The organism is Lewinellaceae bacterium (assembly GCA_020636135.1).
GTDB lineage: Bacteria > Bacteroidota > Bacteroidia > Chitinophagales > Saprospiraceae > JAGQXC01.
Genome location: JACJYK010000001.1, coordinates 3,010,584 through 3,035,603, shown reverse-complemented (window position 1 = coordinate 3,035,603; position 25,020 = coordinate 3,010,584). Strand labels below are relative to the sequence as shown.

General features: G+C 49.8%; 21 protein-coding genes and 1 tRNA gene. 11 read left to right on the top strand and 11 right to left on the bottom strand.

Annotated elements, in window-relative coordinates; genetic code table 11:
* Positions 1–171: 171 nt before the first annotated feature.
* Positions 172–1,557: a hypothetical protein gene (locus H6570_11615; GenBank protein MCB9319924.1), complete on the top strand. Its 1,386-nt coding sequence runs from the start codon at positions 172–174 to the stop codon at positions 1,555–1,557.
* 117 nt (positions 1,558–1,674) lie between these two features.
* Complete coding sequence (locus tag H6570_11610; protein ID MCB9319923.1) at positions 1,675–2,427, top strand: EI24 domain-containing protein; 753 nt, start codon at positions 1,675–1,677, stop codon at positions 2,425–2,427.
* Between the two features lie 85 nt (positions 2,428–2,512).
* Here H6570_11610 and H6570_11605 read toward each other — a convergent pair whose 3' ends face one another.
* Positions 2,513–2,770 carry a hypothetical protein gene (locus H6570_11605; GenBank protein MCB9319922.1) on the bottom strand — a complete coding sequence of 86 codons (258 nt, stop codon included), beginning with the start codon at positions 2,768–2,770 and terminating at the stop codon, positions 2,513–2,515.
* Positions 2,771–2,935: 165 nt separating this feature from the next.
* Here H6570_11605 and H6570_11600 point away from each other — a divergent pair, with 165 nt between their 5' ends.
* On the top strand, positions 2,936–3,604 hold the full coding sequence (locus tag H6570_11600; GenBank protein ID MCB9319921.1) for an OmpA family protein: 669 nt from the start codon (positions 2,936–2,938) through the stop codon (positions 3,602–3,604).
* A gap of 118 nt (positions 3,605–3,722) precedes the next feature.
* A tRNA-Ala gene (locus H6570_11595) sits at positions 3,723–3,796 on the top strand.
* A 101-nt stretch (positions 3,797–3,897) separates the two neighbouring features.
* On the opposite strand, the gene priA is transcribed toward H6570_11595, so the two are convergent.
* Complete coding sequence (gene priA, locus H6570_11590; GenBank protein ID MCB9319920.1) at positions 3,898–6,372, bottom strand: primosomal protein N'; 2,475 nt, start codon at positions 6,370–6,372, stop codon at positions 3,898–3,900.
* 215 nt (positions 6,373–6,587) lie between these two features.
* Here priA and H6570_11585 point away from each other — a divergent pair, with 215 nt between their 5' ends.
* A complete protein-coding gene (locus H6570_11585) occupies positions 6,588–8,177 on the top strand; it encodes an amidohydrolase (GenBank protein ID MCB9319919.1) in 1,590 nt (529 codons plus the stop codon).
* A 77-nt stretch (positions 8,178–8,254) separates the two neighbouring features.
* On the opposite strand, the gene H6570_11580 is transcribed toward H6570_11585, so the two are convergent.
* Entirely contained in the window at positions 8,255–8,668 is a 414-nt protein-coding gene (locus tag H6570_11580; GenBank protein ID MCB9319918.1) for a BrxA/BrxB family bacilliredoxin, read from the bottom strand.
* A 110-nt stretch (positions 8,669–8,778) separates the two neighbouring features.
* On the opposite strand from H6570_11580, the gene H6570_11575 reads away from it, so the two are divergent.
* The 5 genes from H6570_11575 (at position 8,779) to H6570_11555 (ending at position 14,139) form a co-directional block, all read left to right on the top strand.
* Positions 8,779–9,171, top strand: a complete 393-nt coding sequence (locus H6570_11575; GenBank protein ID MCB9319917.1) for a hypothetical protein — start codon at positions 8,779–8,781, stop codon at positions 9,169–9,171.
* A gap of 1 nt (position 9,172) precedes the next feature.
* Complete coding sequence (locus H6570_11570; GenBank protein ID MCB9319916.1) at positions 9,173–10,024, top strand: hypothetical protein; 852 nt, start codon at positions 9,173–9,175, stop codon at positions 10,022–10,024.
* A gap of 4 nt (positions 10,025–10,028) precedes the next feature.
* Positions 10,029–11,054 carry a c-type cytochrome gene (locus tag H6570_11565; GenBank protein ID MCB9319915.1) on the top strand — a complete coding sequence of 342 codons (1,026 nt, stop codon included), beginning with the start codon at positions 10,029–10,031 and terminating at the stop codon, positions 11,052–11,054.
* 235 nt (positions 11,055–11,289) lie between these two features.
* A complete protein-coding gene (locus H6570_11560) occupies positions 11,290–12,714 on the top strand; it encodes a TolC family protein (GenBank protein ID MCB9319914.1) in 1,425 nt (474 codons plus the stop codon).
* Between the two features lie 6 nt (positions 12,715–12,720).
* Positions 12,721–14,139 carry an efflux RND transporter periplasmic adaptor subunit gene (locus tag H6570_11555; protein MCB9319913.1) on the top strand — a complete coding sequence of 473 codons (1,419 nt, stop codon included), beginning with the start codon at positions 12,721–12,723 and terminating at the stop codon, positions 14,137–14,139.
* Between the two features lie 27 nt (positions 14,140–14,166).
* Here the strand turns inward: H6570_11555 and H6570_11550 are convergent, their stop codons facing one another.
* From H6570_11550 to H6570_11525, 6 genes are all read right to left on the bottom strand, one after another.
* Positions 14,167–15,528: a DUF5103 domain-containing protein gene (locus H6570_11550; protein MCB9319912.1), complete on the bottom strand. Its 1,362-nt coding sequence runs from the start codon at positions 15,526–15,528 to the stop codon at positions 14,167–14,169.
* A gap of 121 nt (positions 15,529–15,649) precedes the next feature.
* Positions 15,650–18,328, bottom strand: a complete 2,679-nt coding sequence (locus H6570_11545) for a 4-alpha-glucanotransferase (protein ID MCB9319911.1) — start codon at positions 18,326–18,328, stop codon at positions 15,650–15,652.
* 138 nt (positions 18,329–18,466) lie between these two features.
* Positions 18,467–18,826: a septal ring lytic transglycosylase RlpA family protein gene (locus tag H6570_11540; protein ID MCB9319910.1), complete on the bottom strand. Its 360-nt coding sequence runs from the start codon at positions 18,824–18,826 to the stop codon at positions 18,467–18,469.
* Between the two features lie 114 nt (positions 18,827–18,940).
* Entirely contained in the window at positions 18,941–19,564 is a 624-nt protein-coding gene (locus H6570_11535) for a chloramphenicol acetyltransferase (GenBank protein ID MCB9319909.1), read from the bottom strand.
* Complete coding sequence (locus H6570_11530; GenBank protein ID MCB9319908.1) at positions 19,548–20,258, bottom strand: HAD family hydrolase; 711 nt, start codon at positions 20,256–20,258, stop codon at positions 19,548–19,550. The genes H6570_11535 and H6570_11530 overlap by 17 nt, the downstream gene beginning before the upstream one ends.
* A gap of 102 nt (positions 20,259–20,360) precedes the next feature.
* Positions 20,361–21,992 (bottom strand): carboxylesterase family protein, encoded by a 1,632-nt coding sequence (locus tag H6570_11525; protein MCB9319907.1) that lies wholly within the window; start codon positions 21,990–21,992, stop codon positions 20,361–20,363.
* A 111-nt stretch (positions 21,993–22,103) separates the two neighbouring features.
* Here H6570_11525 and H6570_11520 point away from each other — a divergent pair, with 111 nt between their 5' ends.
* Positions 22,104–22,796: an NUDIX hydrolase gene (locus tag H6570_11520; GenBank protein MCB9319906.1), complete on the top strand. Its 693-nt coding sequence runs from the start codon at positions 22,104–22,106 to the stop codon at positions 22,794–22,796.
* Between the two features lie 10 nt (positions 22,797–22,806).
* On the opposite strand, the gene H6570_11515 is transcribed toward H6570_11520, so the two are convergent.
* Positions 22,807–23,412 carry a DNA-3-methyladenine glycosylase gene (locus H6570_11515; protein MCB9319905.1) on the bottom strand — a complete coding sequence of 202 codons (606 nt, stop codon included), beginning with the start codon at positions 23,410–23,412 and terminating at the stop codon, positions 22,807–22,809.
* Positions 23,412–24,893 (bottom strand): IMP dehydrogenase, encoded by a 1,482-nt coding sequence (gene guaB / locus H6570_11510; protein MCB9319904.1) that lies wholly within the window; start codon positions 24,891–24,893, stop codon positions 23,412–23,414. Before guaB ends, H6570_11515 begins: the two co-directional genes overlap by 1 nt.
* Positions 24,894–25,020 lie beyond the last annotated feature (127 nt).

Below are 25,020 nucleotides of genomic sequence, written 5' to 3'. Positions count from 1 at the left end.
CATTATCTTTGACAAGCCTAGTAAAGCCTCTGGTGGGTTTTACTAGGTTTGTTTTAATGGGATGTTCCCCAATTTTTTGTTGCTAACAAGTGGGTATTCGATCAGCGGGTAAGCCAAAAACTTGCCAGAATCCGTATTAACCACGTTCTAAAAGATCACTCAAATTATCGTATGGAAGCTCTACTAAAATCCTATAAAGATCAACTTGCATTGATCGGCCAGGAAATACAGTCCAGTGAATTATTAGCTGCCTATCTTGAATCGGAGGAAGAGGAAGATTATCAGGCATTGCGTGATGGTTTTGAGCCAGCTCTGGCTGATCTGCATGAATCGGTTGCGACCCATCATCCCCTGCAGATCGTTGCACTGGAAAAAGAGATGCTCGATGAAGCATTTGAAGGATTGTACATGCCCCGCATTCTTGGTTATTCGGTATTACGTGGTGAGGTTAACGAATCCTATAAATACATCCGGCCCCAGGACCATTTCCGCGAAGTATTGCTGGCCATCTGTAATTCTTCCAATTTTGAGATCTTAAAACAACGGATCGGTCAGGCCATCCAGGTTGGTTTTGCCTTAAGCAGCCGTATCTGGATATCTCACCTGATGAACGATATTTCCAACAAAAGAGTGATCCATTTCCTCAATGCCCAGGTGATGCCCAAGTATCAGGAAAAAGATGAACGTCGCATTGGCCTGGCAAAATTCAAGCGTCAGTTTGTCAATGCTAACTTCCTGACGGCTGAGTTTCCGGAGACCGTAGAAGAACTTAAAATATTGTATCCTTCCTTACGTACCTTCCTCCTGGAGCGCATCCGCAGGTATGATGATAATAACAGCTTCCTGTATCAGATCATCCAGATGCTCCAGAATCCCAAGATCAAAGGGACCCAGGAATATACTCAGGTGCTGGCGATCGTAGCTAACTTTTATGACCTCAATGACCAGGACAAAAAAGTATTGGAGCAAGACCTGAACCGTGCCCGCAAAGAAAATCCGTCCTTTAATGAAGACTACTTCCAGTTCATCATCAATCTGATCGAACATGGTGTGTTCATTGATGGTAAAAGCCAGCAGCGCGTTCTGGATCTCCTGGACAAAAAAGTCAAAGATGACATGCTGGGCTTCTACCAGCTGATGGATGAACTCTACTCCAAAGGTTATGTCCATGAAGATACGATCCAGGCTATTCGTGGATATTACGACAGTCATGAAGGTTTGTCGACCGTTAACGAGGCTGTTCGCCAGACGTTATTGATGAACTTCCGCAAACTGATGGACAACCTGCCGACCAATGAATACCCAGAATACTTCGAGTACAACAAGGTATTCACGATGTACATGAATATGTTTGCCAATCAGGAATTCAATCAGGAGATCAAGAATTTCAGCCTGGCTTACATCAAGCGCTTACTGAAAGTATACGTGGATAAACGAGGTAAAGACTATCAGGACATTAAAAAATTTGTGTCCTCCACCTTCGTGGAATTGGGCTTTCTCAGAGATAAAGAAGTCGTTGAGCTCTTCAAGACCAAGCGCAAGAAAAAAGCCGAATAACTTCGGGGCTAGATTCTAGCGTAGTGAATTGGTCGATGGTATGGAAATTTCTGTCTTTTCCATTGGCATCACAGCTGATGATCCATTAGCTTAGGAGAGAACATACTCCATACGCTTATGCTTACTGAATTTTTTGGAGCTTTAGCGGCATATTTCCGTGCATTCAGGCTTATCCGGGAATATCGCCTGGGGCGCTACTTCATCGGTCCCGCGATCTGGAGCGCGATCATTTTATCCACTTTGTTTGGTCTGATGTTGTATTTCCTGTCCAAACCGGTAGGGACACTGGTGGTCGGTTGGCTTGCCTGGATTCCGTGGGATGCGGTGGATCGGTTTTTGGCGGAACATGCTGTCTGGGTAGGTGGCGCACTCATCGGTTTATTGGGTGTCATCGTCCTGAAAAATGTTTTGATGGCGGTCATGTCACCTTTCATGAGCCCGCTATCGGAACGGGTGGAACAAATTCTTACCGGGAGTGACCCGGATACCAGTTTTTCAGGTAAACGATTGGTGTATGAATTCGTCCGTGGACTTAGGTTGGCGGTAGGTAATCTATTCCGGGAGCTGTTGTGGACACTATTATGGCTCTTCGTAGGGCTGATACCGGTGGTTAATGTCCTTTCGCCGGTCATGATCTTTTTAACCCAATCGTTCTATGCGGGTTTCGGTAACCTGGATTACACAATGGAGCGTCACCTGAAACGGAAGGAAAGCCGGCAATTCATCCTCGACCACCGCGGGCTGGCCCTGGGTAATGGCATTCCCTTTATGCTGATGCTGTTCATCCCGGTGATCGGGTTGATGATTGCCCCTCCGCTCGCGACCGTAGCTGGCACCTTGTCTGCCGTTAAGCGTCTGCCGGCACACTAGCCTGGACATGGGATGCCTGTTGGTTTTGGTACTGCCGGCCATTCAGCCAGCAAGGACCAGCAGGTAATTCCAATCTGAGTTTGGATCAGGCTTTCTTTACCGGACTCGTTTCTGCCGGTAATTTCTTGGCGATGTATTGCAGGTAGCCTAGACGGATCACCAGGATCCACGGCCAACCATGCCAAAAGAAGTCGAACCAATCCAATAGTCCCATACCTTTGGCACCGCCTGCGATCCAACGGATCTTGCCCAGGATGTGTGGTTCAGGAACAAATGGAGCCAAGCCCAGTAATAGGGCCATCGGGAGGATGTTTTCCCAGCGATTATACCACGGTGTTTGCATGGAACAAAGAAAAGCGAATTCGACCTGAATCAACGTGATGTTGATCACAACATACCGAGTTGACCATTCATTGTCAGTCCTGCCCGAACTCATCGATAATACCGGCTATCATAAGATTTTGAATGTGTAAATCGTTATAGTTAAAATCAAAACGTGAAAACTATGATGCGCAACATGCTCATGCTATCCCTATTGCTGTCAATCGCATTGATTAATCAACAATGCAATGCTTCACGAAAAGTCAAGGGTGCTGTGATCGGTGCCACAGCCGGAGGAGTGGTCGGTGGCGTCATCGCAAAAAACAACCGGGCAGTAGGAGTCCTGGTGGGTGCCGCTATCGGTGGTACCGCCGGTGCACTGATCGGTAATTACATGGACAAACAGGCTGCGGAGATCCGCGAAGATCTCGAAGGAGCTAAAGTGGAACGTATCGGCGAAGGGATCCTGATCACCTTTGATTCCGGACTCCTGTTTGGCTTTGACTCGTATGCACTGCGTACGGAGACCAGGAATAATCTGGATAAACTGGCCAAAACGCTTAATAAATACGATGGTACAAATATCCTGGTCATGGGCCACACCGACAATACCGGTACCATCGCCTACAACCTCGAACTCTCCAAACAGCGTGCAGCTGCAGTGGACCAATATTTGCGGCAGGACGAGGTCGCCGGTAAACGCCTGGGCACGGAAGGGATGGGAGAGTCCGATCCGGTAGCCACCAACGACAACGCCTCGGGACGGCAGCAAAACCGTCGGGTAGAGGTGGTCCTTACTGCCAATAAGAAAATCATACGCGCAGCGAAGCGCGGTGATATTCCGGTGGAGGGCTAGTCAGTCATCAGTAGCTGGTAGTTCGTCGTCAGTAAGCTGATAAACAAAACAACTTATTAACTGATCAACTCCCGGTAAAATCTGAAATCAATTTCTATCTTTGCTGTCCGCTTAACCTGGGGCATTAGCTCAGCTGGCTAGAGCGCTTGCATGGCATGCAAGAGGTCACCGGTTCGACTCCGGTATGCTCCACTCCTTAGGTTTTTTGACTTCCGTCGGAAGTGGCTTGAACAGATCAGAAGTTTAGAGGTTAACCGAAAGAAGATACTTCTTGACTTCTGGTCTTTCCGGCCTTAATAAGGATCAACATCCACATTTACCCTTACCGTACTGAATCCTTCCTCCGCTTTCATATCCGTGATGCTGTTTTCGATGAAATCTTTCACCTGTTGGAGATGTTCCAACCGTTTGTCCAGGGTGATCAATATATGCCGAACATATTGGTTACGGACGCGGGCGATGGTAGGTTCACTGGGCCCTTTGACCCTTTCGGGCAATTTTTCGCGCAGCCTACGGGTCAGCCATTTACCGGCCTCAAAGACCGTCCTGGCGGTTTTGTGTTTCAGGATCAGGAGCACTTGACGAGTGTAGGGCGGATAGCCGTATTTCTTGCGCTCCAGCATTTCATAGGCATAGAACGATTGATAGTGATTCTTGAGGACATCCTGAATGACCGGATGGTCAGGCTGATAGGTTTGCAGGATGACCTGGCCCTGGTTGTCTTTACGCCCGGCGCGCCCACTCACCTGGGTGATCAGTTGGTAGGCTCTCTCATTGGCCCGGTAGTCAGGATAATGCAACATTTGATCGACCTGGAGGATGGAAACCAGTCCAATCCCCGGAAAGTCCAAACCTTTGGTAACCATCTGTGTGCCGATGACCACATCCAGGCGTTTGTGTTCCAGGTCCTGAAGGATCTTCTCCTGCGCCTTTACGGTTTTCACGGTGTCAAGATCCATCCTTCCTATCCTTAGCTGAGGCATCAGCAGCTTTAGATTTTCTTCGATTTTCTCCGTGCCAAAGCCTTTAAGTTCCAGCTGGTCGGAGCCACAGTCCGGACAATATTTAGGGATATCGGTTTGGTATGAGCAATAGTGACATACCAGCTTGTTGAAATATTTGTGATAGGTCAGGCTGACATCGCAATGTACACACTGAGCATGGTAGTCGCATACCTTGCAATGCAGATATGGAGAAAAACCACGCCGATTTTGAAACAAAATGACCTGTTTACCCTGCTGGACCGTAGATTCAATGCCTGCCAGTAATGGTGGTGAAAATTCATGTTTCATCTGCCGTTTACGCTGGTAGGCTTTCAGGTCTACAACCTCAGTTAACGGTAGTACAGCTTCGCCTACCCGTTCCGGCATCAGGACCAGCTTGTACTTTTCCCGCTGGGCATTGTAGTAACTTTCAAAGGAGGGCGTAGCCGAACCGAGGACGATTTTTGCCCGCTGCATGCGGCTCAGAACCAAAGCGGCATCACGGGCATTGTAACGCGGTGCCGGGTCGACCTGTTTGAAGGAAGAATCATGTTCTTCGTCCACCACAATCAGGCCTAAATTGTTAAAAGGCAGGAAAAGCGCGCTCCTCGCTCCGACAACCATGCCCTGGCCGCTCAGAACGGCTTTCCACACTTCAACCCGTTCAGCCGATGATAACTTGGAATGGGAAACAATGATCTGATGGCCAAAAATAACACGAAGGCGTTCGATGACCTGGGTAGTCAGGGCAATCTCAGGAAGTAAATAAAGGATCTGTTTGCCCATAGCCAGCATTTCTTTGGCCAGTTCAATATAGACCCGGGTTTTTCCGCTGCCGGTTATTCCATAAAGCAGGATCGGAAAGTGCTCCTTCCAATGCTCGTGAATGGCATCAAGGGCAAGGATTTGCTGCGAGGTCAATGCCGGAAGTTCGGATTCCTGGCTTTCATTGCGCCTAAGCCTGGAGACTTCTTCCGGCACGATTTCCAGGATGCCTTTCTTGACCAGTGCCGGGATCAGGTTGGCCTGCATATCGGGGTGCTGGTGGAAATCCTCACGGGTGACCCGGCCTTTCTCCCGGAAAAGTTGATAGAAGTGCAGGAGTGTTTCGGTTTGTTTTGGCGCCCGGGAAGTCAGCTCAAAGGCGGCATTGGTATCATTCACATAAGCATCCGCCAGCTGGATGATATCGACTGTTTTAGGCCGGTAACCATCCTGTAGTTCTTCCTTGATGAGTAAAACCCCTTTCACCAATAAGCGGTTGATGACGGGATAAATGGTTTTTATCTGCAGGATACCCTGGACGTCTTCCAGACTCAGCTCATGGCGGATGGTAAGGGCTTCAGCAATAAGGTATTCCTGGTCATCAAGGCCTTCAAAATTGTCTTCAAAATCAGGATGCAGCAAGATGGTGGTTTCACTGGTCAACTTAAGGCTTGCCGGTAATGCTGCATGCATCACTTCGCCGATGGTGCATAAGTAGTAATCCGCGATCCACTGCCAGAACTGCAAATGGAGGTCGTTGACTATGGGTGCTTCATCCAGTACGGAAAGGATCGGCTTTGCCCGGTAAGGGATCTCATCCACCGGACCAACGCGGGCAACAATTCCCGCATAGAGTTTACGTCGGCCGAACTGGACCTCAACCCGTTTACCGGGCACCACCTGATCTGTCAGTTCTTCCGGAATCCAATAGCTGTAGGGCTTTGGGATCGCTATCGGCAGGATAACTTCCGCAAAGTGATTGGTCACATATAAAGAATTGGCGTCCAGAGAGTCCTTCATGCAGAATTTGTACCTTGATATGGATTATTCCCAGCGGGTCCCTACAAATTTACAGGATGCGATAGGAATACGTTGTAATCGGGTTGCAGGTCAAGGCGCAACACTTGTCTTAAATGAATTAATTACGTTCGATGCATTCGGTTCATACAATTTGCAAAATAGGTGCTTTATTCGCACTTGCTTTTTTGAGTTTACAATGCCAAAATAAGGAAATCATGGCATCAGCTGACACGATAATCCATAACGTACAAATTTGGTCCGGTACACTCCTGGATGCGGACTGGATTGCAGTCCGGGGAGGTAAGATAGAAGCAATAGGAAAAGGGGACTACGACGATTACCGGGGGGCAGAAACGGCTGTGCTCGACGGTAAAGGCGGATTTGTCACGCCGGGATTTATTGACGCGCACGTTCACTTTTTGATGGGTGGAGCCAATCTGCTTTCGGTGCAGCTGCGTGATGCCGGTACGCGTGATGAATTCATAGCCCGCGTAGCCGAGTTTGCCCAAAAGCAAAATCCGGGTTCCTGGATTACAGGTGGGGACTGGAATCACGAATTATGGGGAGGTACATTACCGGATCGGAGCTGGATTGATTCCGTCACTGCAGACAATCCCGTATTTATGAACCGCCTTGACGGCCACATGGCATTGGCCAATACCAAAGCGCTGGAGATAGCCGGATTATTGGATGGACCGGTTCCTGTTATTGATGGGGGAGAAGTGGTTATCGGGGCTGATGGGAAGCCTACCGGTATCTTCAAGGATAACGCCATGGGCCTGATCGACCAATACATTCACGCCACCCCGGAAGACCTGGACCGTGCACTCGATACCGCCAGTAAATACGTACTATCCAATGGGGTGACCATGGTGCATCACATGGGTACCTGGGATGACTATGCGGTGTTTCGCCGGAATCGGGACCGCGGACACCTGCCCGTCCGCATTTATGCCGTCACCCCGCTGGCTGCCTGGGAGCGGTTAAGAGATACCGTTGTTGCCCATGGCACCGGCGATGATCATCTCTGGATAGGCGGTTTGAAAGGTTTTGTTGACGGCTCATTGGGTAGCCATACGGCTGCGTTTTTTGAGCCCTTTACCGATAAACCGGATGATACTGGCCTTCTGGTGAATACAGAAGAAGACCTGGAAGATTGGATAACCCATGCCGATCAGGCCGGACTGCATGTGATCGTCCATGCCATTGGTGACCGGGCGAATGCCATTTTGCTGGGTATCTACGGTAAACTGGATGCGGTCAATGGCATGCGTGACCGCCGTTTTCGTATTGAACATGCCCAGCATCTGAATGACTCGCTAATCCAAAAGATTATCTCCACGGGAACGGTTGCCAGCATGCAGCCTTACCATGCCATCGATGATGGATGCTGGGCAGAAAAAGTCATCGGTCCGGAGCGGATCAAAATGACCTATGCCTTCCGATCGTTACTGGACGCCGGAGCCCATGTGGCCTTCGGAAGCGACTGGTTCGTTGCTCCGCCGGATGTGCTGGCAGGTATCTATGCCGCAGCCACCCGGCGCACACTTGATGGTAATAACCCGGAAGGATGGGTGCCGGAGCAAAAGATATCCGTCGAACAGGCCTTGCGGGCTTACACTTCCGGAGGCGCCTATGCATGCAAAATGGAAGACCGCGTCGGAAGTTTGCAGCCCGGTTATCTCGCAGACCTGGTCCTGATTGACCGCAATCTGTTGAACATTGCTCCGGAGTCAATCCGCGACGCCAGAATCATGCGAACCATGGTGGATGGAAAATGGGAATGGGTAAGTACGGAAGAATAAGCGGTTACAAGGGTTGATGCATTTATGGAATTCAGTGTTTCGACCCATAAATGCACCAACATATATAGCCTTCCTAATTAGCAGTAAGCATCAAAAGCCATCTTCAGGTTAGCGGCAATGATTTCCGCTGAACGGCCTTCAATATGATGTCTTTCCAGAAAGTGGACCAGTTTGCCATCTTTAAACAGAGCGATGGATGGACTGGACGGAGGGTAGGGCAGGAGGTATTCGCGTGCCCTTTCGGTAGCTTCACGATCTACGCCGGCAAACACCGTAAAAAGTTTGTCTGGTTTGGTGCCGTTTTGCAAAGCGAGCTTGGCTCCCGGCCGGGCATTGGCTGCAGCACATCCGCAGACAGAATTAACAACGAGAAGGGTAGTTCCTTCATCATTTTGCAGAATATCATCGACCTCATCAGCTGTCGTGAGACTGGTAAAACCATAATTGGTCAGGTCTGCAGACATTGGTCGTACTAACTCTATCGGATACATATCAGTATAATTTTTATCGTTTACGAGAATGCAAATTTAAACATTAATCGGACGAGAATAGTTGTCTATGTGTCTCGTATTTTCCAATTTTACAATTCGAAGCAGGTTGTATGAGACACCTTTGGATCTTAATTGTCGCAGTTGTGATGGCGTCGATGTGGGGCCGCTGCACCTATGACATATTGCCAGAACCGGAAGCTCCCGCATTTTGTGATACCGCTCAGGCGACCTATCAGACGACCATCAAGCCGATCATCGACAAGAACTGTGCAATCTCCGGATGCCACGTTGCGGGGACTAAAGCGCCAGGAGATTTCACGAGTTATACCTCATTACGACCTTACCTGAAAGATACGGAGTTCAAATATTACGTACTGGACCTGAAGGACAACCCAGAGGTGGGCATGCCGCCCAACTGGGTCGACAATCCGGGGCCAAAGGATCTTACGTTAGAGGAGTTGGACCTGATATCCTGCTGGGTATCAAATGCTTATCCTGAATGATATGCGGAAATGGTTGATCGTCATAGGATTTTTTGGATGGTTTAGCACACTGGTGCTGGCCCAGGAACGCACCTTTCAGGACACCCGGGTTATCAATACCCAAAGTGTGGAAACCGTGGCACAATACCGGTTGGATTTCCGGGTAGGCCACCGGTTTGGCGATATAGCCGGTCCTTTGGGCGGGTGGAATACCTTTTACGGGCTGGAGGACGCCAGTGACATTTTTATTGGATTTGACTATGGCATCACCAATAATGCAACCATCGGTATTGGCCGGACGAAAGGTTCCGGACCTTTGCGCCAGCTGCTGCACGGAAATGTGAAATACCGGATTCTCACTCAAAACGAAGCGGTACCCGTATCCATCACCGCCTATGGACTGGCTTCCATTACCACCATGGCCAGATCCAATGATGTGACAGCCATCAATTATTTTGCGACCGTGAAACACCGGCTTTCGTACCATGGTGAGGTCCTGGTAGCGCGACGCTTCACACCTGGCTTTTCAGTACAGCTGAATGCGGGTTGGACTCACCGCAATATTGTCACTTTCGGAGATGAAAATGATATCTGGTCTGTTGGGCTTGCATCACGGCTTAAAGTAAGTAAGTCCCTGGCTGTATTACTCGATGCTGCCTATCCGATATCCTCACTGCGCACTCCTGACAATGATTATTATATGCCATTAGGCGTTGGCGTGGAGATCGAAACCGGTGGCCATGTTTTCCAGATTAACCTGACCAATGCAACCGGAATCGCCGAGACGGACTTCATACCCTATACCCGCAAAGCCTGGAAAAAGGGCGAGTTCCGGCTGGGTTTTACCATTTCACGCCTGTTTAAAATATTGTGAAGTGATGCGATACGGTATTATCACAGGATTCGTACTGATTGGGTTACTGGCGATCATCGCCTCATCCGCACCGGAAACTCCGGTGGTTGCCGATGATGCGGAGGTGGCCGTCATTCTGGGCCTCCTGGGAGAGCCGTCATCACCCAACCGCCCGGATATGAGCGTTACCGGGGCATCGGCGAAACGCGGGGAAGAACTGGTAAAGTACGGCATCACCACCCGCCCGGATGGAGGGCGCACCACCAAGCAATCCAGGCATTTTGTCTGTACTTCCTGCCATAATCAGGTCCGCGAAGACCCGGATCTGACCATTGCCGATCCTCAGGCACGACTGGATTACGCCCGTACCAATGAATTGGACTTTTTGCAGGGAACCACCTTTTACGGGACGGTCAACAAGAAGTCCTGGTACAATGGTGATTATTACAAGAAATACGGTGATCTGGTCGAACCAGCGCGAAAAAGTCTGCGCGAAGCCATCCACCTCTGCGCCATCGAATGTTCGCAGGGGCGTGAGCTGGAGCCCTGGGAAATGGAGTCAGTACTGGCTTATTTCTGGACGTTAGGTTACCGGATGAAGGACCTCAATCTGAGTGAGAAAGAACTGGCAACCATCCAGCAAGCCCTTCGCGGTGAAGGGGACAATACGGCAGCCCGCGAACTCATTCATTCAAAATATCTGGATTTTTCTCCGGCTACCTTTATCGCTCCTCCGGACGACCGTAAGGCAGGTGCCCCCGGTATCGAGGGCGATCCGGAGAATGGCAAATACATCTACGAACTGAGCTGCCTCCATTGCCATGAAGATGAGCGTTATTCATTCTTTGCGCTGGACAATACCCGGATGACCTTTCGATTCCTGGAAAAACATTTGTTTGTTTACGACCGCTATTCGATCTACCAGGTTGTCCGGTGGGGTACCTCTCCGCTAACCGGTAAGAAAGCCTATATGCCTCAATATACGGCGGAGAAGATGAGCGTCCAGCAATTGGAAGACCTGCGCGCCTATATCCTGAGTCAGGCTCGCTGACGGGATCACCTTTCATCGGCAGGAATGAACACTTTGCCCGGTTTACCAGCGGTTCATCCGGAAATCCACGAGCTTGATAGATTTTATTATTGCATTAAGACACCTGTCCGTATCATTGGGAGGTTTTAAAATCCATGACAGGACATGGTAGGACCTTCAGTAGCAATATGGATTTTTGCGGATCCGGGTGACTGAAGACCCGCCTGATACAGTTGACTAAAAACAACCATTATACATGAAAAACCTGATCTTCATCCTGGGGGCGACTTTGCTAATGGCTACCACGGCCTTCAGCCAGAAAAAATGGGGTTTGGAAGAATGCGTGAACTACGCGCGGGAGAAGAACCTGGTGATCAAACAAGCCGATATCAATATTGAAAGCGCGGAAGTTGATCTTAAAGCAGCGCGCTGGAGCCGGTTGCCGAACTTAAGTGCTTCGTCGGGATTCAATTACAACTTCGGTCGTAACATCGACCCTACAACCAACGACTTCGTGCCGACCAATGCAGGCTTCAATACCTGGAATATCAGTTCAAACATGCCTATTTATTCCGGAGGACGCATTGAGACTTCCATCGAGCAGGCCCGTCTATCCATGCAGGAAGCCAACGTGCGCAAGCAGCAGACTTCCAATGATGTAGCCCTGGATGTGGTCATCGCTTACCTGAACATACTTTTTGAAAACGAACGGCTGAACAACAATCGTCAACAACTGGCCCTGGCCCAGCAAAACCTTGACCGGATGTTGAAGATGATTGACGCGGAGACTGCAGCGCCCAATGACCGGTATGATCTTGATGCCCAGGTAGCTACCAATGAGCAAAATGTCATTGCAAGCGAGAATAACATTGCCCAGGCACTGATCAATCTGAAAAACCTGCTGCAAATAGATCCCTCAGAACCATTTGATATCGTTCGTCCGACCATATCCATCCCGGCTGCGGATCCCACCACCTATACGTTTGAAGAAGTTTATGCCCGGTCCCTGGAGACGCAACCCAGCGTGGCTGCCGATGATTTGATGCTGCAGCGTATTGAGAAGAACATCGATATGGCTAAGGCATCTTATTTGCCAACCTTCGGCATTGGCGTTGGATTGAGTTCCAATTATTCTACCCTGGCCAAAACAGTTGGTGGGTTTACAACCACCTACATCAGTCAAACCGTTATTATTGACAATACGCCCATTACGGTTCAGTTTCCGTCCGCTGAAGCAGTTGACATTACGAAAACACCCTATTTCAATCAGCTCAATCAGAACCTGGGTTTGGGTGCCGGGGTTCAGCTCAATATCCCTATCTTCAGTCGCGGGCAAAAGACATCCGACATCCGCCAAGCAGAACTGCAGGTCGAAAACACCCGCCTGAACATTGAACAAAATCGCAACAACCTGAAAGTGACCGTGCAAAATGCGGTGGCGGATGCCAAGGCCGCCCAGAAGGCTTACCAGGCTTCCGAAAAAACCCTTAATGCATTGCAGGTCGCTTACGACAATACCAATCGCCGCTATGAATTGGGTGCCGCCAACAATTACGAATTGCTGGAGTCAAAAAACCGGCTGGAACAAGGCACCAATAATTTTTCCATCGCAAAATTCGACTACCTCTTCAAGCTGAAGGTGGTTGATTATTATTTGGGCAAACCACTGAAATTAGATTAATACATCATGGCACAAGCAAAAACAAAGAAAAAAAAGAGCAGACTTTTTCTCTGGATTTTATTGGCTGTATTAGCCTTATTGGTAGCTGCTGCCGTCATCAGGCAAAAGCGCCAGCCAAAGGGAGAAGAGGTTGAAATGGAAGCTGCCCAACGACGCACCATCACCGAAAAAGTGGCTGCCAGTGGCAAAATATTCCCTGAAAAGGAGGTCAAGATAAGCTCCGACGTTTCCGGGGAGATCGTTGAATTGCTGGTGGAAGAAGGGGATTCGGTCAAGGCCGGACAGTTACTGGCTAAAATCGACCCGGATGCCTACCTTTCAGGGGTTGAGCGTGGTGAGGCATCGGTCAATAACGCTAAAGCTCAGGTGGCAGGTTCTCTTTCCCAGCAAGAGAATGCCCGGGCCCAGGTTGAACAAATGAAAGCACAACTCGAAAATGCACGCCGCATCCATGAGCGCAACATCAAGCTCAGAGACGAAGGCATTATTTCTGAAGCAGATTTTGAGAGCACCAAAGCTTCCCTGGATGTTGCCCAGGCCAATTACAATGCAGTAGAGGCCAGCCTTAAATCCGCCGAACAGAACTCCGAAGCGGCTCGGTATAGTATGAAAAGCGCTGAAGCTTCCTTAAAAGAATTGAGGACCAGCCTGCAGCGTACTTCCATCTTCGCTCCTGTTGAAGGTGTGGTATCCATGCTCAACGTAGAACAAGGCGAGCGTGTCGTAGGTACCATCCAGATGGCCGGTACGGAGATGATGCGGATAGCCAACCTCAGCAATATGGAAGTCCAGGTGGAAGTCACCGAAAATGACATTCTTAAAGTAGCCCTCGGCGATAAGGCAGAAATCGAGGTGGATGCCTACCTGGACCGTAAATTCTATGGCACGGTTTCGGAAATTGCCAACTCAGCCGCCAATGCTGCAACGACCACCAGCCTTACCTCGGAGCAGGTTACCAACTTTGTGGTCAAGATCCGTATCGATCCGGCTTCTTATCAGGATTTGCTGGACAAAGGAGTGGATTATGCCTTCCGGCCCGGGATGTCCGCGTCAGTAGATATTCTCACCAACACCGTCGAAAATGCATTGTCTATACCCATCCAGGCCGTGACAACCCGGGACATGACCAAGCCGCGCGAAGGAAAGGAAGAAGTCCAGAAACCGGAAGTGGTCGTCGAGAGCGATGAGGATAAAACCAAGAAAGATAATGTGGAACTGGATGAGGTAGTCTTCGTGGTGAAGGGCGATACGGTGGCTTTAGCAAAAGTTGAGACCGGTGTGCAGGATGATGAATACATCTACATCAAATCCGGTTTGCAGGATGGCGATATGGTCGTTACCGGTCCTTACCGTACGGTCTCGAAGAAACTGGCATCGGGAATGGAAGTACGGAAAAAAGAGGATAAACCGGAAACCAAGAAGTAAGCACAGTTATCCGGCAGTAATCTGATTTTACCGGCGGAGAGGAGCCATGGTTCTGAAGCCAATCAATTCATCATTGCGGGCACCAAAAGGCCGGTAATAGACCAATACGGTATATTCATTTTCGGTCTCGAAAAGGTTTCCTTCCGTTTGATCAAAGTCGTACGTTTTCCCTCCATCGGTAGATAAACCATACAGGTAGTTGTAAATCCCTTGCTTGAGCGGGAATTCACCGGTATATCCGTCTTCATCCGGGTTGTATTTGAGTTGAAAGTACGGGTTGCATTTCCAGTCCGAAACCTGTCCCATTAAGTAAATTTCGGTGCCCGGTTGATAGGGTTTCGTTTTGAGTATGAAGTTGGTGAACACATATTCGGACTGCACCTGTTCACGCGAAGCATTGGGATTGGCGGCATGAATGACGACCTCCTCCTTACCGTATTCATTGGTTAAGGGATTGTACACCGCAACGGAGTCTTTGACTATTTGCAGCTCACTTGATGAGAGATTGGTACGGCGATCAATGATAAACCGTCCATTAAAATCCACACCTTCAAATTCCCGGTTATCCCTGGGCTTGTCATCATCGACAAATGCCACTACATCGCGGCCGTAAAGCTCCAATGCCTGGATATTTCGGCTTCTGCTCTTGATATTCCGCAGGTCGATTTGCCGGAATTGCCGCACGGCGGGAAAGGTGAGTTTTTCAAATTCATTGAACTCCAGGTATTCATTGGATACATAGGTCGGATGGATGGTCACAGCCTGTTCCCACCAGCCATTCTGCATGATCACGCAAGTGATATCATTGAGTGGGTCGCTTAACGAAAATGAGGGAAGTGGGATACGCAATTCAAGTCGTTGATGCGTACGGTACTGAGTCGCATCAAGGGAGGTCTTGATGGTAAATTGAGGGGTCACATCCAGTGATGCGACCATAAACCGTCTGGTAAACACCGGAATATAACCCTGATCCGCATCAAAGACATGGATGAGGTAATTTCCCGTCTTCTCCAGTTGAATATCACTGTTTGGGATAAATAGCTGATAGTTGGTATAGTTCAGATACGTTTGCTGGCTGAATCCGCTTGTCCGGATCGGATTTTCTTCCTGGCCGTAGGCGTATTCATTGAATTTTAGATCCGATGTTGTCCAGTCCCGGTTACAATACTCTATGCTGTAGCGGTAATGTTTTGATCCTCCCTCGATGTCATCAAATGACAACCGCAGCCGGCCGCTTTTACCGATCATCGGAGGGGAAAGCTGAAATCCATCCGGTGTAAGCTGAATGGTCTTGATGTAATCTACGTATTCACAATCCTCACCCAGCAGATCCTGTGAAAAGATGCTGACCGGTAGGAAAAGACTGAGGACAATCAACAGATATTTCATACGGCGTAGATCCATGGATTGATCAATGGCAATAAAAATAAAGGATTATCAGCAAAGACAAGTTCCAATAGGTCAAGGATGACCGGAAGAACGAGTTACTTTAACAGCTTGTTACGAATTATTAATGCAATCTGCCGGTTTCGACCAACATGTTTTTTAATTGCCGGATGAGCCCGGACTCTTTTTTCAGATCTTCCATTTTAAGGTGGAACCGGTACTTCCAGTGTTGATTGGGATTGGATGGATCGTTGATCTGTTCTGCGGGTACATCGTTCCGTCTCAGATTTTTGTCCATGCCAACGAGGTCCTGGAGCGGAAAGATGGCCAGCAGCGAAGGAGACAGCAGATGATCCCTGTCGATGGCTTCCACAATGTCGGTTGGACAAGGCTGGGGCGCCGCTCCCGGTTGATGGAGATAATTGCTGTAAAAATGCTGGGCGGTGGCAGGATTGCCTTCCCACCATCCGCGGATGGTCGACATATCGTGGCACGAAGGCGAACAGACCGACCAGTAGGGATATTGTGCCGCATCGCCAAACTCCGCAGCACCTTTCGGCATGCGTTGGATTTCCAGTGAGATGATGTTCAGGTCTTTCATGACGCCGGGGACGGATGCCGGGATCATGCCCAGGTCTTCTCCGCAGATCAGCATGCGAGTCGCATCCAGCAGGGCAGGGAGTTTCCAGTAAGCCTGCTCTTTCCAGAAATCGTTGTGACGCCGGAAATAATATTCGTTATAGATATTGGTGAATATCTCCTGGTCGCGGTGATCGAGTGCTTTGTAAGAATAGGTGGTCTGCAATGTTATGCGGGGATTGTATTGAGTCTCATCCCCATCCTGCACCGGGATTAACAATATTTCGCTCACCAGCAGGCTCAGTCCGGCAGCAAGGTGTGCATGGGGTTTGTTCTCCTGAATTGAAAAGAAATTTTTGATTTTCAGCTGGTCATTCACGTGATCCTTGAGGGTGTAGGCGCCTTCCCAGATATTCGTCAGATAGTGTTCTTTAACCAGGCTGGTATCCTCACCGAATAGCTCAGGCAGATAATGGTCACGGATGTATGGCTCCGTAAAACGAGTGAGGTCTCCATGTACTCCAAATCTCCGCAGTTCGAATTCCGTGTAGGGCAGGCAAGGATTGAATGAGCCCATGGTCCCTTCCACCTGGTTCAGAGGGATCTGCCAGATACGAAAGAAGCCCAGAATGTGGTCGATCCGGAGTGCGTCAAAATATTCACTTAGCTTTTGCATCCGTTCCCGCCACCATGCAAAGCCATTTTTGGCCATCACCTCCCAGTTGTAGGTGGGAAAACCCCAGTTCTGTCCAAGTACCGCATAGTCATCCGGAGGCGCTCCAGCTTGCGCATTCATATTATACAACTCCGGCGCCACCCAGGCATCACAACTGTGCCGGTACACCCCGATCGGCAGGTCACCTTTAAGCACCACACCGCGGGACTTGCCATATTCTTTGGCTGCTTTAAGCTGCCGGTCCGCATGATATTGAACAAACAGGTAGAAGGCAATCTGAGGATATGTCGCTGACTTGGGGTTGGTAATCTCCCGGACTTTCAGATCCGAATAGATTCTGTGTTCAGGCCACCGGTTATAATCCGGGGTTCCGTACAGGTCGCGCAGATGACTGAAAGCTGCATAAGGATACAGCCAGGAAGCATTGCGCTTGATGAAGTCTTTGAAACCTTTTTCTTTTTCCAGAGTCTTGAACTCCTGTTTGTAGAGTTCACGCAGGTAGAAAATCTTTTTTTCAAGGACCGTGGGAAAATCAATAGCACCCAAAGTGTTTAGCAGTTGACGGTCCTGCTCATAGCCCTTTTGAGTCGCCGGGTCGTTAAAGGACCCAATGCTTTCCAGATTGATGTACAATGGATGAAGCGCATGTACCGAAATAGCAGCATAAGGATAACTGGACTTCCAGTCCTGGGTGGCAATTGTGTCGTTGACTGGCAGCGTCTGGATCACGCGCAAACCGCTCTCTGTCGTAAAGTCTATCAGAGGCAACAGGTCCGGAAATTCACCGATGCCGAAACCCAGTTCACTACGGAGGGAGAAGATGGGTATGGCCAGGCCGGCGCCACGCCACCAGGGTTCATTTCGGCGGAATTGTAAGTCATTGCGCACGATTTCGTTACCCTGACCGGAAGGGAAAGCAAATTGTAGTTGGCGGTTACCTCCTTCCTCCCATTCAAGGATCTGATTGCTCGCTGCATCGATCAGAATGTATTTGTATTCCAGCAGGTTTGACGCGTTTGACAGGGGAATCGCTACTGACCACAGGGGATAGTGGTCATCCTGCATCGGATGTATTTCTTTCCAGGAGCCTAATTCCGGTATGTTTCCAGTTACGCCCATCACGGCCGATGATGGGACATCAGGTGCATAGATTTGGAACCGCACAAAGTTGCTCCCAGACGAAAGATTAAGCTTTTTGTTGCTTTTTTTCGCTGGCCGTTGAAAGATGATATCGGTGAAAGCAGATGCGTTAAAGATATCCAGAGGGTTTTTCTGAACGCGCCAATAGTCCTGGACAAATGAGGTCTCTATTCCAGGGTTGAGGGTTAGGAACCTTGCCGTTCCACCTTCGTATTCCACATTACCCTGCCGGTCGATTCCGTATTGATAGGATAGGGACCGGATGTCCTGGATATTCAGGCTGCCGGTCCAGTTCTCTCCGTCATAAGTCTGGCAAAAATGGATCTGTTCTTCACCATGGATGTGAAAACGAATGATGATCTGCTCGCCAAAGACTGTGCGATAATGGATGTGGAATTGTAACAGCATTGATTGCATAGATTTAACGTCCGGCACTGATGGCCAAACCAACTTTGCCATGAAATTACAGGCTTCACGACGATTATTTCCGGAATGTGCGGTTATTATTCGCCGGAGATATAACCGTAGAAGAGAATATCGTTCCGATCAGGGCTGTACCGGTTCCAGGTAAGCTTTGATCACCACCTGACCTACACCCTTATGGACCAGGCCCAGAGCTTCTGCTGCTTTCCGGCTGAGATCGATGATGCGACTCTTGACATAGGGACCCCGGTCATTGATGGTGACCCATACCGATTGTCCGGTTTTTGGCCGGAAGACCAATACCTTGGTGCCGAGCGGCAAGGTACGGTGTGCAGCAGTAAGTTCATTCTGGGAGAAAACCTGGCCACTGGCAGTCAGGTTACCTTCCAAAGCATCGGCATAGTAAGACGCTTTGCCGGCTTCTTCATAATTGAAAGGTATTTCAACCTTTACTTCATGTTTCGGCAATGCAAAAGAGATCATCGCCAATAATAGGATTGTCCGAAGGGATTGCTGCATCTTGGATAAAAACGATTTCCGGTAGTAACAACGCCAAGTAGGAAAAAGTTAATATGTAAACCGATAATTTTTTTTCAGTTAGGTCGAAAGCAACGTTTGATACCGGTCAATATATTGGCCTACCTGATAGCCATCGGCTAATCCATGGTGTACATGAACCGACAATGGCATGGTATAGCGTCCATCTCTTTTTTCCATTTTACCGAAGGTGATCTTGGGGATACTGTCTGGAAAAGTAAGTGGCCGTGCATGGGATAAACCGGTAAAGCGGATCCAGGGTACGGAGGAAAAATGGATCACATTGTCTCCCGATGCAGAAGGCAATAGCGAGGTGGACCGTCGGACTTCCTCGATCCGCGGTAGCGCTTCCTTCACAAAGTCAGCAAAGTCAGCATGGTAATCCAGGTAACCATATCCAAAGGTGTGATCCGGACGGTCGACGGTCGGTGCTGCATGGATGCGGTCGTACAGCCAGACCGATTCTTCATGAATTCGGAGCCGAAAAGCTTCGATCTCGTTAGCAGCAACAAGAGCCTTATGCAGGTAGGAAAGGTAAAAGGAATGTCCTGCTGACTTCGCTTGTTCATATGTTTCTGTACAGTCCACGACGACGGTCACGCCGAAGAATGGTTCGGTGAATGATTTGAAAAAATCGAAATGCGCCTTTCGTGGCCAGGATTCGAGGTCAATCTTGCTTCTCATTGGGGAAATATTGGGTGATCTGCTCGATGGAATCCAGGGTGAGCAGGCGCTCATGTTCCACCGGGTCCTGAATCACTTCATGCGCCCAGGTCAGATGATAAGGTATATGAATACCGTGCCCGCCGATCGATAGTACCGGCAGGATATCGGACTTCAGGGAGTTGCCCACCATGACGAACTCTTCGGGCTGGCAGTCCAGATGCCGGATCAATTTATGGTAATCGGCTTCCTTTTTATCACTCATGATCTCCACATGATGAAAGTAGCTGGCGATCCCTGATTTTCTTAATTTTCTTTCCTGGTCCAGCAGATCACCCTTGGTGGCGATCACCAGCCGGTATTTCGGACTCAGGGTCTCCAAAACCTGCGTTACCCCGGCAAATAGTTCGATGGGCTGGTCCAGCATGGTCTTACCAGACTCGATGATCTTGGCGATCAGCGAAGGTGGTGCCTGATGTTCCGTAATGCGCAGGGCGGTTTCGATCATGCTCAGCATAAATGCCTTGATGCCATAACCGTAAAGTGGGAGATTTTGCATTTCCGTACGGAATAATTCCTGGGCGGTGGTGTGCTGGGGCAGGTAGTTTTCCAGCATGGCACAAAATTTTTGTTCCACATCCTGGTAATAGGGCTCATTGGCCCAGAGAGTGTCATCAGCATCAAAACATACGATGCGAACCTTATTCAGGTCCATAAAGCAAATTTTTGGGGAAGATAGAAAACTTCAGGCAGCAATAGGGTAGGAGGTGTGACCACCAGGCCAGGAAAATGACCTGGTGATCACCCGTTTATGGAATTACTTATTGTTCTTGTACTGCTTATCAAGAAACTGATACCGTGCGTCGTTATCCGCTTTTACGGCATGGCTGGTCACATCGATGATCATCACCGGAGGAGTGGTGGACTGAGCATCTGCGGCAGGCCATTCCGGCAGTCCTTCACCGTTCGGATCACCGTGCATGATGAAATTGGCGAAATACTGCTGCATGGTTTTCGATACGGTATAATCGTCTGCGGTCCAGGCGTAGTCCGTAACCAATGGAAGGTTACCCATGCAATATTCGATCTCACAGGCATGCGGCGCTCCGATCGGCTGTGGCGGGGGCGGTGTATTGGCATCACGTCTTACAGTGCCTCCGGCCAGCCCTGAGGCCAGGTTCTGATCGACCAGTGGAGGACGTTTTCTGCTGTAGAGATATCGGAACACCGGTTGTGAGCTGTTTTTGCGGGCCAGGTCAAACCATTTCCAGGTCGAATAGGCGATGAAGCGGTCACTGGCCAGCGCCGTTGCCGACCATTCGATGGTGCCGGCATCTTTGTCGGGATATAATTTCAGGACTTCTGCGTAATCGTTGGGATACGCTTCTTTGACCTTTTGCTGGTAAGCTTCTTTGGTATATGGTTGACCCTGCATGAAGGCCATTCCTGGAATTTCCGAGGAATTCCAGCCTACCAGAAGCGGCACTTTCGACTGTTCACCGGCATTAAAGATCTCCGGTAAGGACTTGGGCAGAAAATACCCGTCCAGCACGGCAGGAAATCCAAAGCGTCTTGATTCCTGGTAGATCTCATAAATTTCCCTTGTGCTCATGGCCCGTAGTTGTTCGATGGTATAGCCTGCTTTCTGGGCAAATTCTTCTCCGGCCTTCTCAGCATCAGACAATGGTACCGGAGACATGGTAGGATTGATCCCGGCACCGCTTTCGCCGATGGCGCCGGCAATAAGACCTTTGGTTAAAGGAGAAGCCATCTGCATACTGACACCGATCGATCCGGCTGATTCCCCGGCAATGGTGACATGACCAGGATCTCCACCGAAGGCCGCAATGTTATCGTGAACCCACTGCAGGCTGGCTTGCTGGTCCAGTAAGCCATAATTTCCCGAAGCATGGTAAGGCGCTTCAGCACTCAATCCGGGATGTGCATAGAAGCCGAAAATATTCAGCCGGTAATTCACCGTAACTACGACCATCCCTTTCTGTGCCATGCTGGCTCCATCGTAGCGAGGTTCGGAGCCGTCACCAGCCACATTACCTCCTCCGTAGAAGTAGACCAGTACCGGCAGGCCCGTGGTGTTGTGCTTGGCCGGGGTCCATACATTGAGGTACAGGCAATCTTCACTGATGCCATCGGAACGGAAATCCATGTCGCCAAAGACGGCTGCCTGGACAGCGCGGGGACCAAATTTTTTCGTTGTTTTCACGCCATCCCACGGATCCATGGGCTGGGGTGCTTTCCACCGCAGGTCGTACACCGGTGGTTTGGCGTAAGGAATCCCGAAATATTGCTGCAGACCGGTTTTGACCTCATAATTTCCTTCAATCACCCCTTTGTCGGTGGTGACCCGTACTGCAAATGCATCATTGGATTGTGCGTTCAGTGTCAGGACACCCAACAGGAGCACAACCATAAAATTCCATCTTTGCATAGTTCAATTTTGGTTATTGTCACATAATGTTACAATAATAATTCCTTTTTTCTGTATTTCCTATTCTATCTTTGGATTTTCAATGATGAGGATGTCCGGAGGATACAGCAGATGGCAACAGAATACTTAAATCACATTGCATACGACTCAGTAGTATTTGGTTTTTCCGGGGAAACCCTGAAGATCTTGATCATGGAGTACCACAATACCGGCATGTTTGCATTGCCCGGTGGGTTTGTTCGCTCTGATGAAAATCTGAATGATGCGGTTAAACGCGGACTACATGAACGCACGGGTCTGGATAACATCTACCTGGAACAGTTTTACACCTTTGGCGATGTGGCCCGTTTTCAGCCGGAGGTTATGGCCCGCATCATTCAGGCCAATGAAATAGATTCTACCGGTTGGGAATGGTTGCTGGAGCGATTTATCTCTGTAGCCTATTACGCACTGATTAATTACAATGATGTGGTGCCGCAGCCCGATGTTTTGTCGGATTCCTGTGAATGGTATGCCGTCAACCAGCTTCCCCCGTTGATCCTGGACCACGGCACGATCGTTAGCAAAGCCCTGGAGACGTTGCGGATGAACCTCGACTATAAACTGATCGGGGGTAACCTGTTACCGGAACGCTTTACGATGCAGGAACTTCAAAATGTTTACGAGGCGATCCTGGGCACCAAGTTGCATCGATCGGCTTTTCAGCGCAAATTATTGGCGTCGGACCGATTGATACGTCATGAGAAGCGCTTTACCGGCAAAGCCCATAAGGCGCCCTATCTGTACAGTTTCAAACCATTGTGATTAAAAGATTTCAGACGTTCTTTTTGCCACTTACCCATGGATTGCCAGCCAGGTAAAATCGCCAGGGCCAGGTAGCGCATTCTCCGGCATAATCGACCCCAATCCGCGGGGAGGAAACAATGGCCTCGTCTTTTTCCAGTCCTTGCGCCTCAATCCAGATGCTGTCACCGGTTGTCAGTGCAAGTCCGGAGTGGATGGTGGAAAGCCCCAGAGCCTGACCCACCAGCCCCGGGCCGGATGTTAACTTCTTTGGTTGCGTACGCTGGCGGCGGGCCATCATGATATCGATACCTACCAGGGGCTCCACAGCGCGGACCAGAACGGCATGAGGTATTTCAGCAGGTCCGGTAACCACGTTGAAAAGATGGTGAATGCCGTAGCAGAGGTAGACGTAGGCATGACCTCCCGGCCCGAACATCACTTCGGTCCTGGCAGTGCGGCGGTTGTTGTAGGCATGGCTGGCTTTGTCCTCCGGCCCACGGTAGGCTTCTGTTTCGACGATGCGCGCTGTGGTGCGGACTCCTTCCCATTCCGTGACCAATATCGTTCCCAGCAGTTCCTGAGCAATTGCCACGACATCATCACGCAAATAAAAGGATGCAGTGAGCCTTGTCATCAACGCCTGCTGTAGTTGGGAGCCTCTTTGGTGATGGTAATGTTGTGCGGATGACTTTCAGAGACACCGGCTGAGGAGATCTTCACCAGGCGTGCCTGCTGCAATTTAGGGATGGTGGGTGCTCCGCAATAGCCCATGCTTGCCCGCAGTCCACCGGTATATTGTACCATGACTTCCGAGAGTGTACCTTTAAACGGTACGCGGCCTTCGATGCCTTCCGGTACCAGCTTTTTGATGTCGTCTTCCACATCCTGAAAGTACCGGTCCTTGGAGCCCATCTGCATGGCACCCAGGGAACCCATGCCGCGGTAGATCTTGAATTTACGACCTTCGAAAATGACGGTCTCTCCGGGCGCTTCCTCGACGCCGGCAAAAAGCGATCCGGCCATGATCGTATCAGCACCGGAGGCAATCGCTTTGGCAATATCGCCGGTATAGCGGATACCTCCATCCCCGATCACCGGGATGCCCGTACCCTGCAATGCCTGAGCCACCGACATGATGGCGTAAAGCTGTGGTACTCCCACTCCGGTCACGATCCGGGTAGTGCATATGCTGCCGGGGCCGATACCCACTTTGACGGCATTTACTCCGGCATCTACGAGCGCTAGGGCTCCTTCACCGGTACCGATGTTTCCGCCGATGATCTGCAGGTCCGGGTACTTTTTCCGCACTTCCTTGATGGTGTTCAGTACGCCCTGTGAGTGCCCGTGTGCGGTGTCGATCACAATGACATCCACGTCGACCTCGATCAGGGCCTCCAGACGCTCCATGGTATCTTTCGCCACACCTAATGCAGCTCCTACGACGAGGCGGCCAAGGGTGTCTTTACAGGAATTGGGATAACTCTCCAACTTGAGGATATCTTTATAGGTGATGAGCCCTACGAGCTTGTTCTCATCGTTGACTACCGGTAGTTTTTCAATCTTGTATCGCTGCAGGATGGCTTGTGCCTGCTGGAGATCCGTGCCCACTGGTGCAGTGACGAGATTGTTTATCGTCATCAGTTCGGATACGGGCCGTCCCAGATCGGTCTCGAAGCGAATATCCCGGTTGGTGAGGATGCCGATCAGGTGATTGTCTGCGTCCACGACGGGGATGCCACCGATTTTGAACCGCTGCATCAACTGCAGGGCATCCACCAGTTTGGCCTCCTTATCGAGGGTGACCGGGTCCTTGATCATGCCGCTTTCCGACCGTTTGACAGAGCGGACTTGCTCGGCGTGCTTCTGGATGGACATATTCTTGTGAATGATACCGATACCTCCTTCACGGGCGATTGCGATGGCCAGCTTTTCTTCAGTGACGGTATCCATGGCCGCCGATACGATCGGTACATTGAGCCGTATGTCGGTCGTCAGCTGGGTGGATATATCCACTTCACGCGGTAAAACATCTGAATAAGAGGGAATTAACAGGACATCATCAAATGTGAGCGCTTCGACAATTTCCTTCGGTAAGCCGTTATTTTTTGTTTCCATGTGCAAAGATAGGAATTTGGATTCGATTGATGAAAAGGTTGTTGACGGTTTTGTGGGATGATATGGTTTTGTGGTTTTATGGTTTTGTGGTTTATGGTGATGTGGTGCGTCAGGGCATCAGGACGCC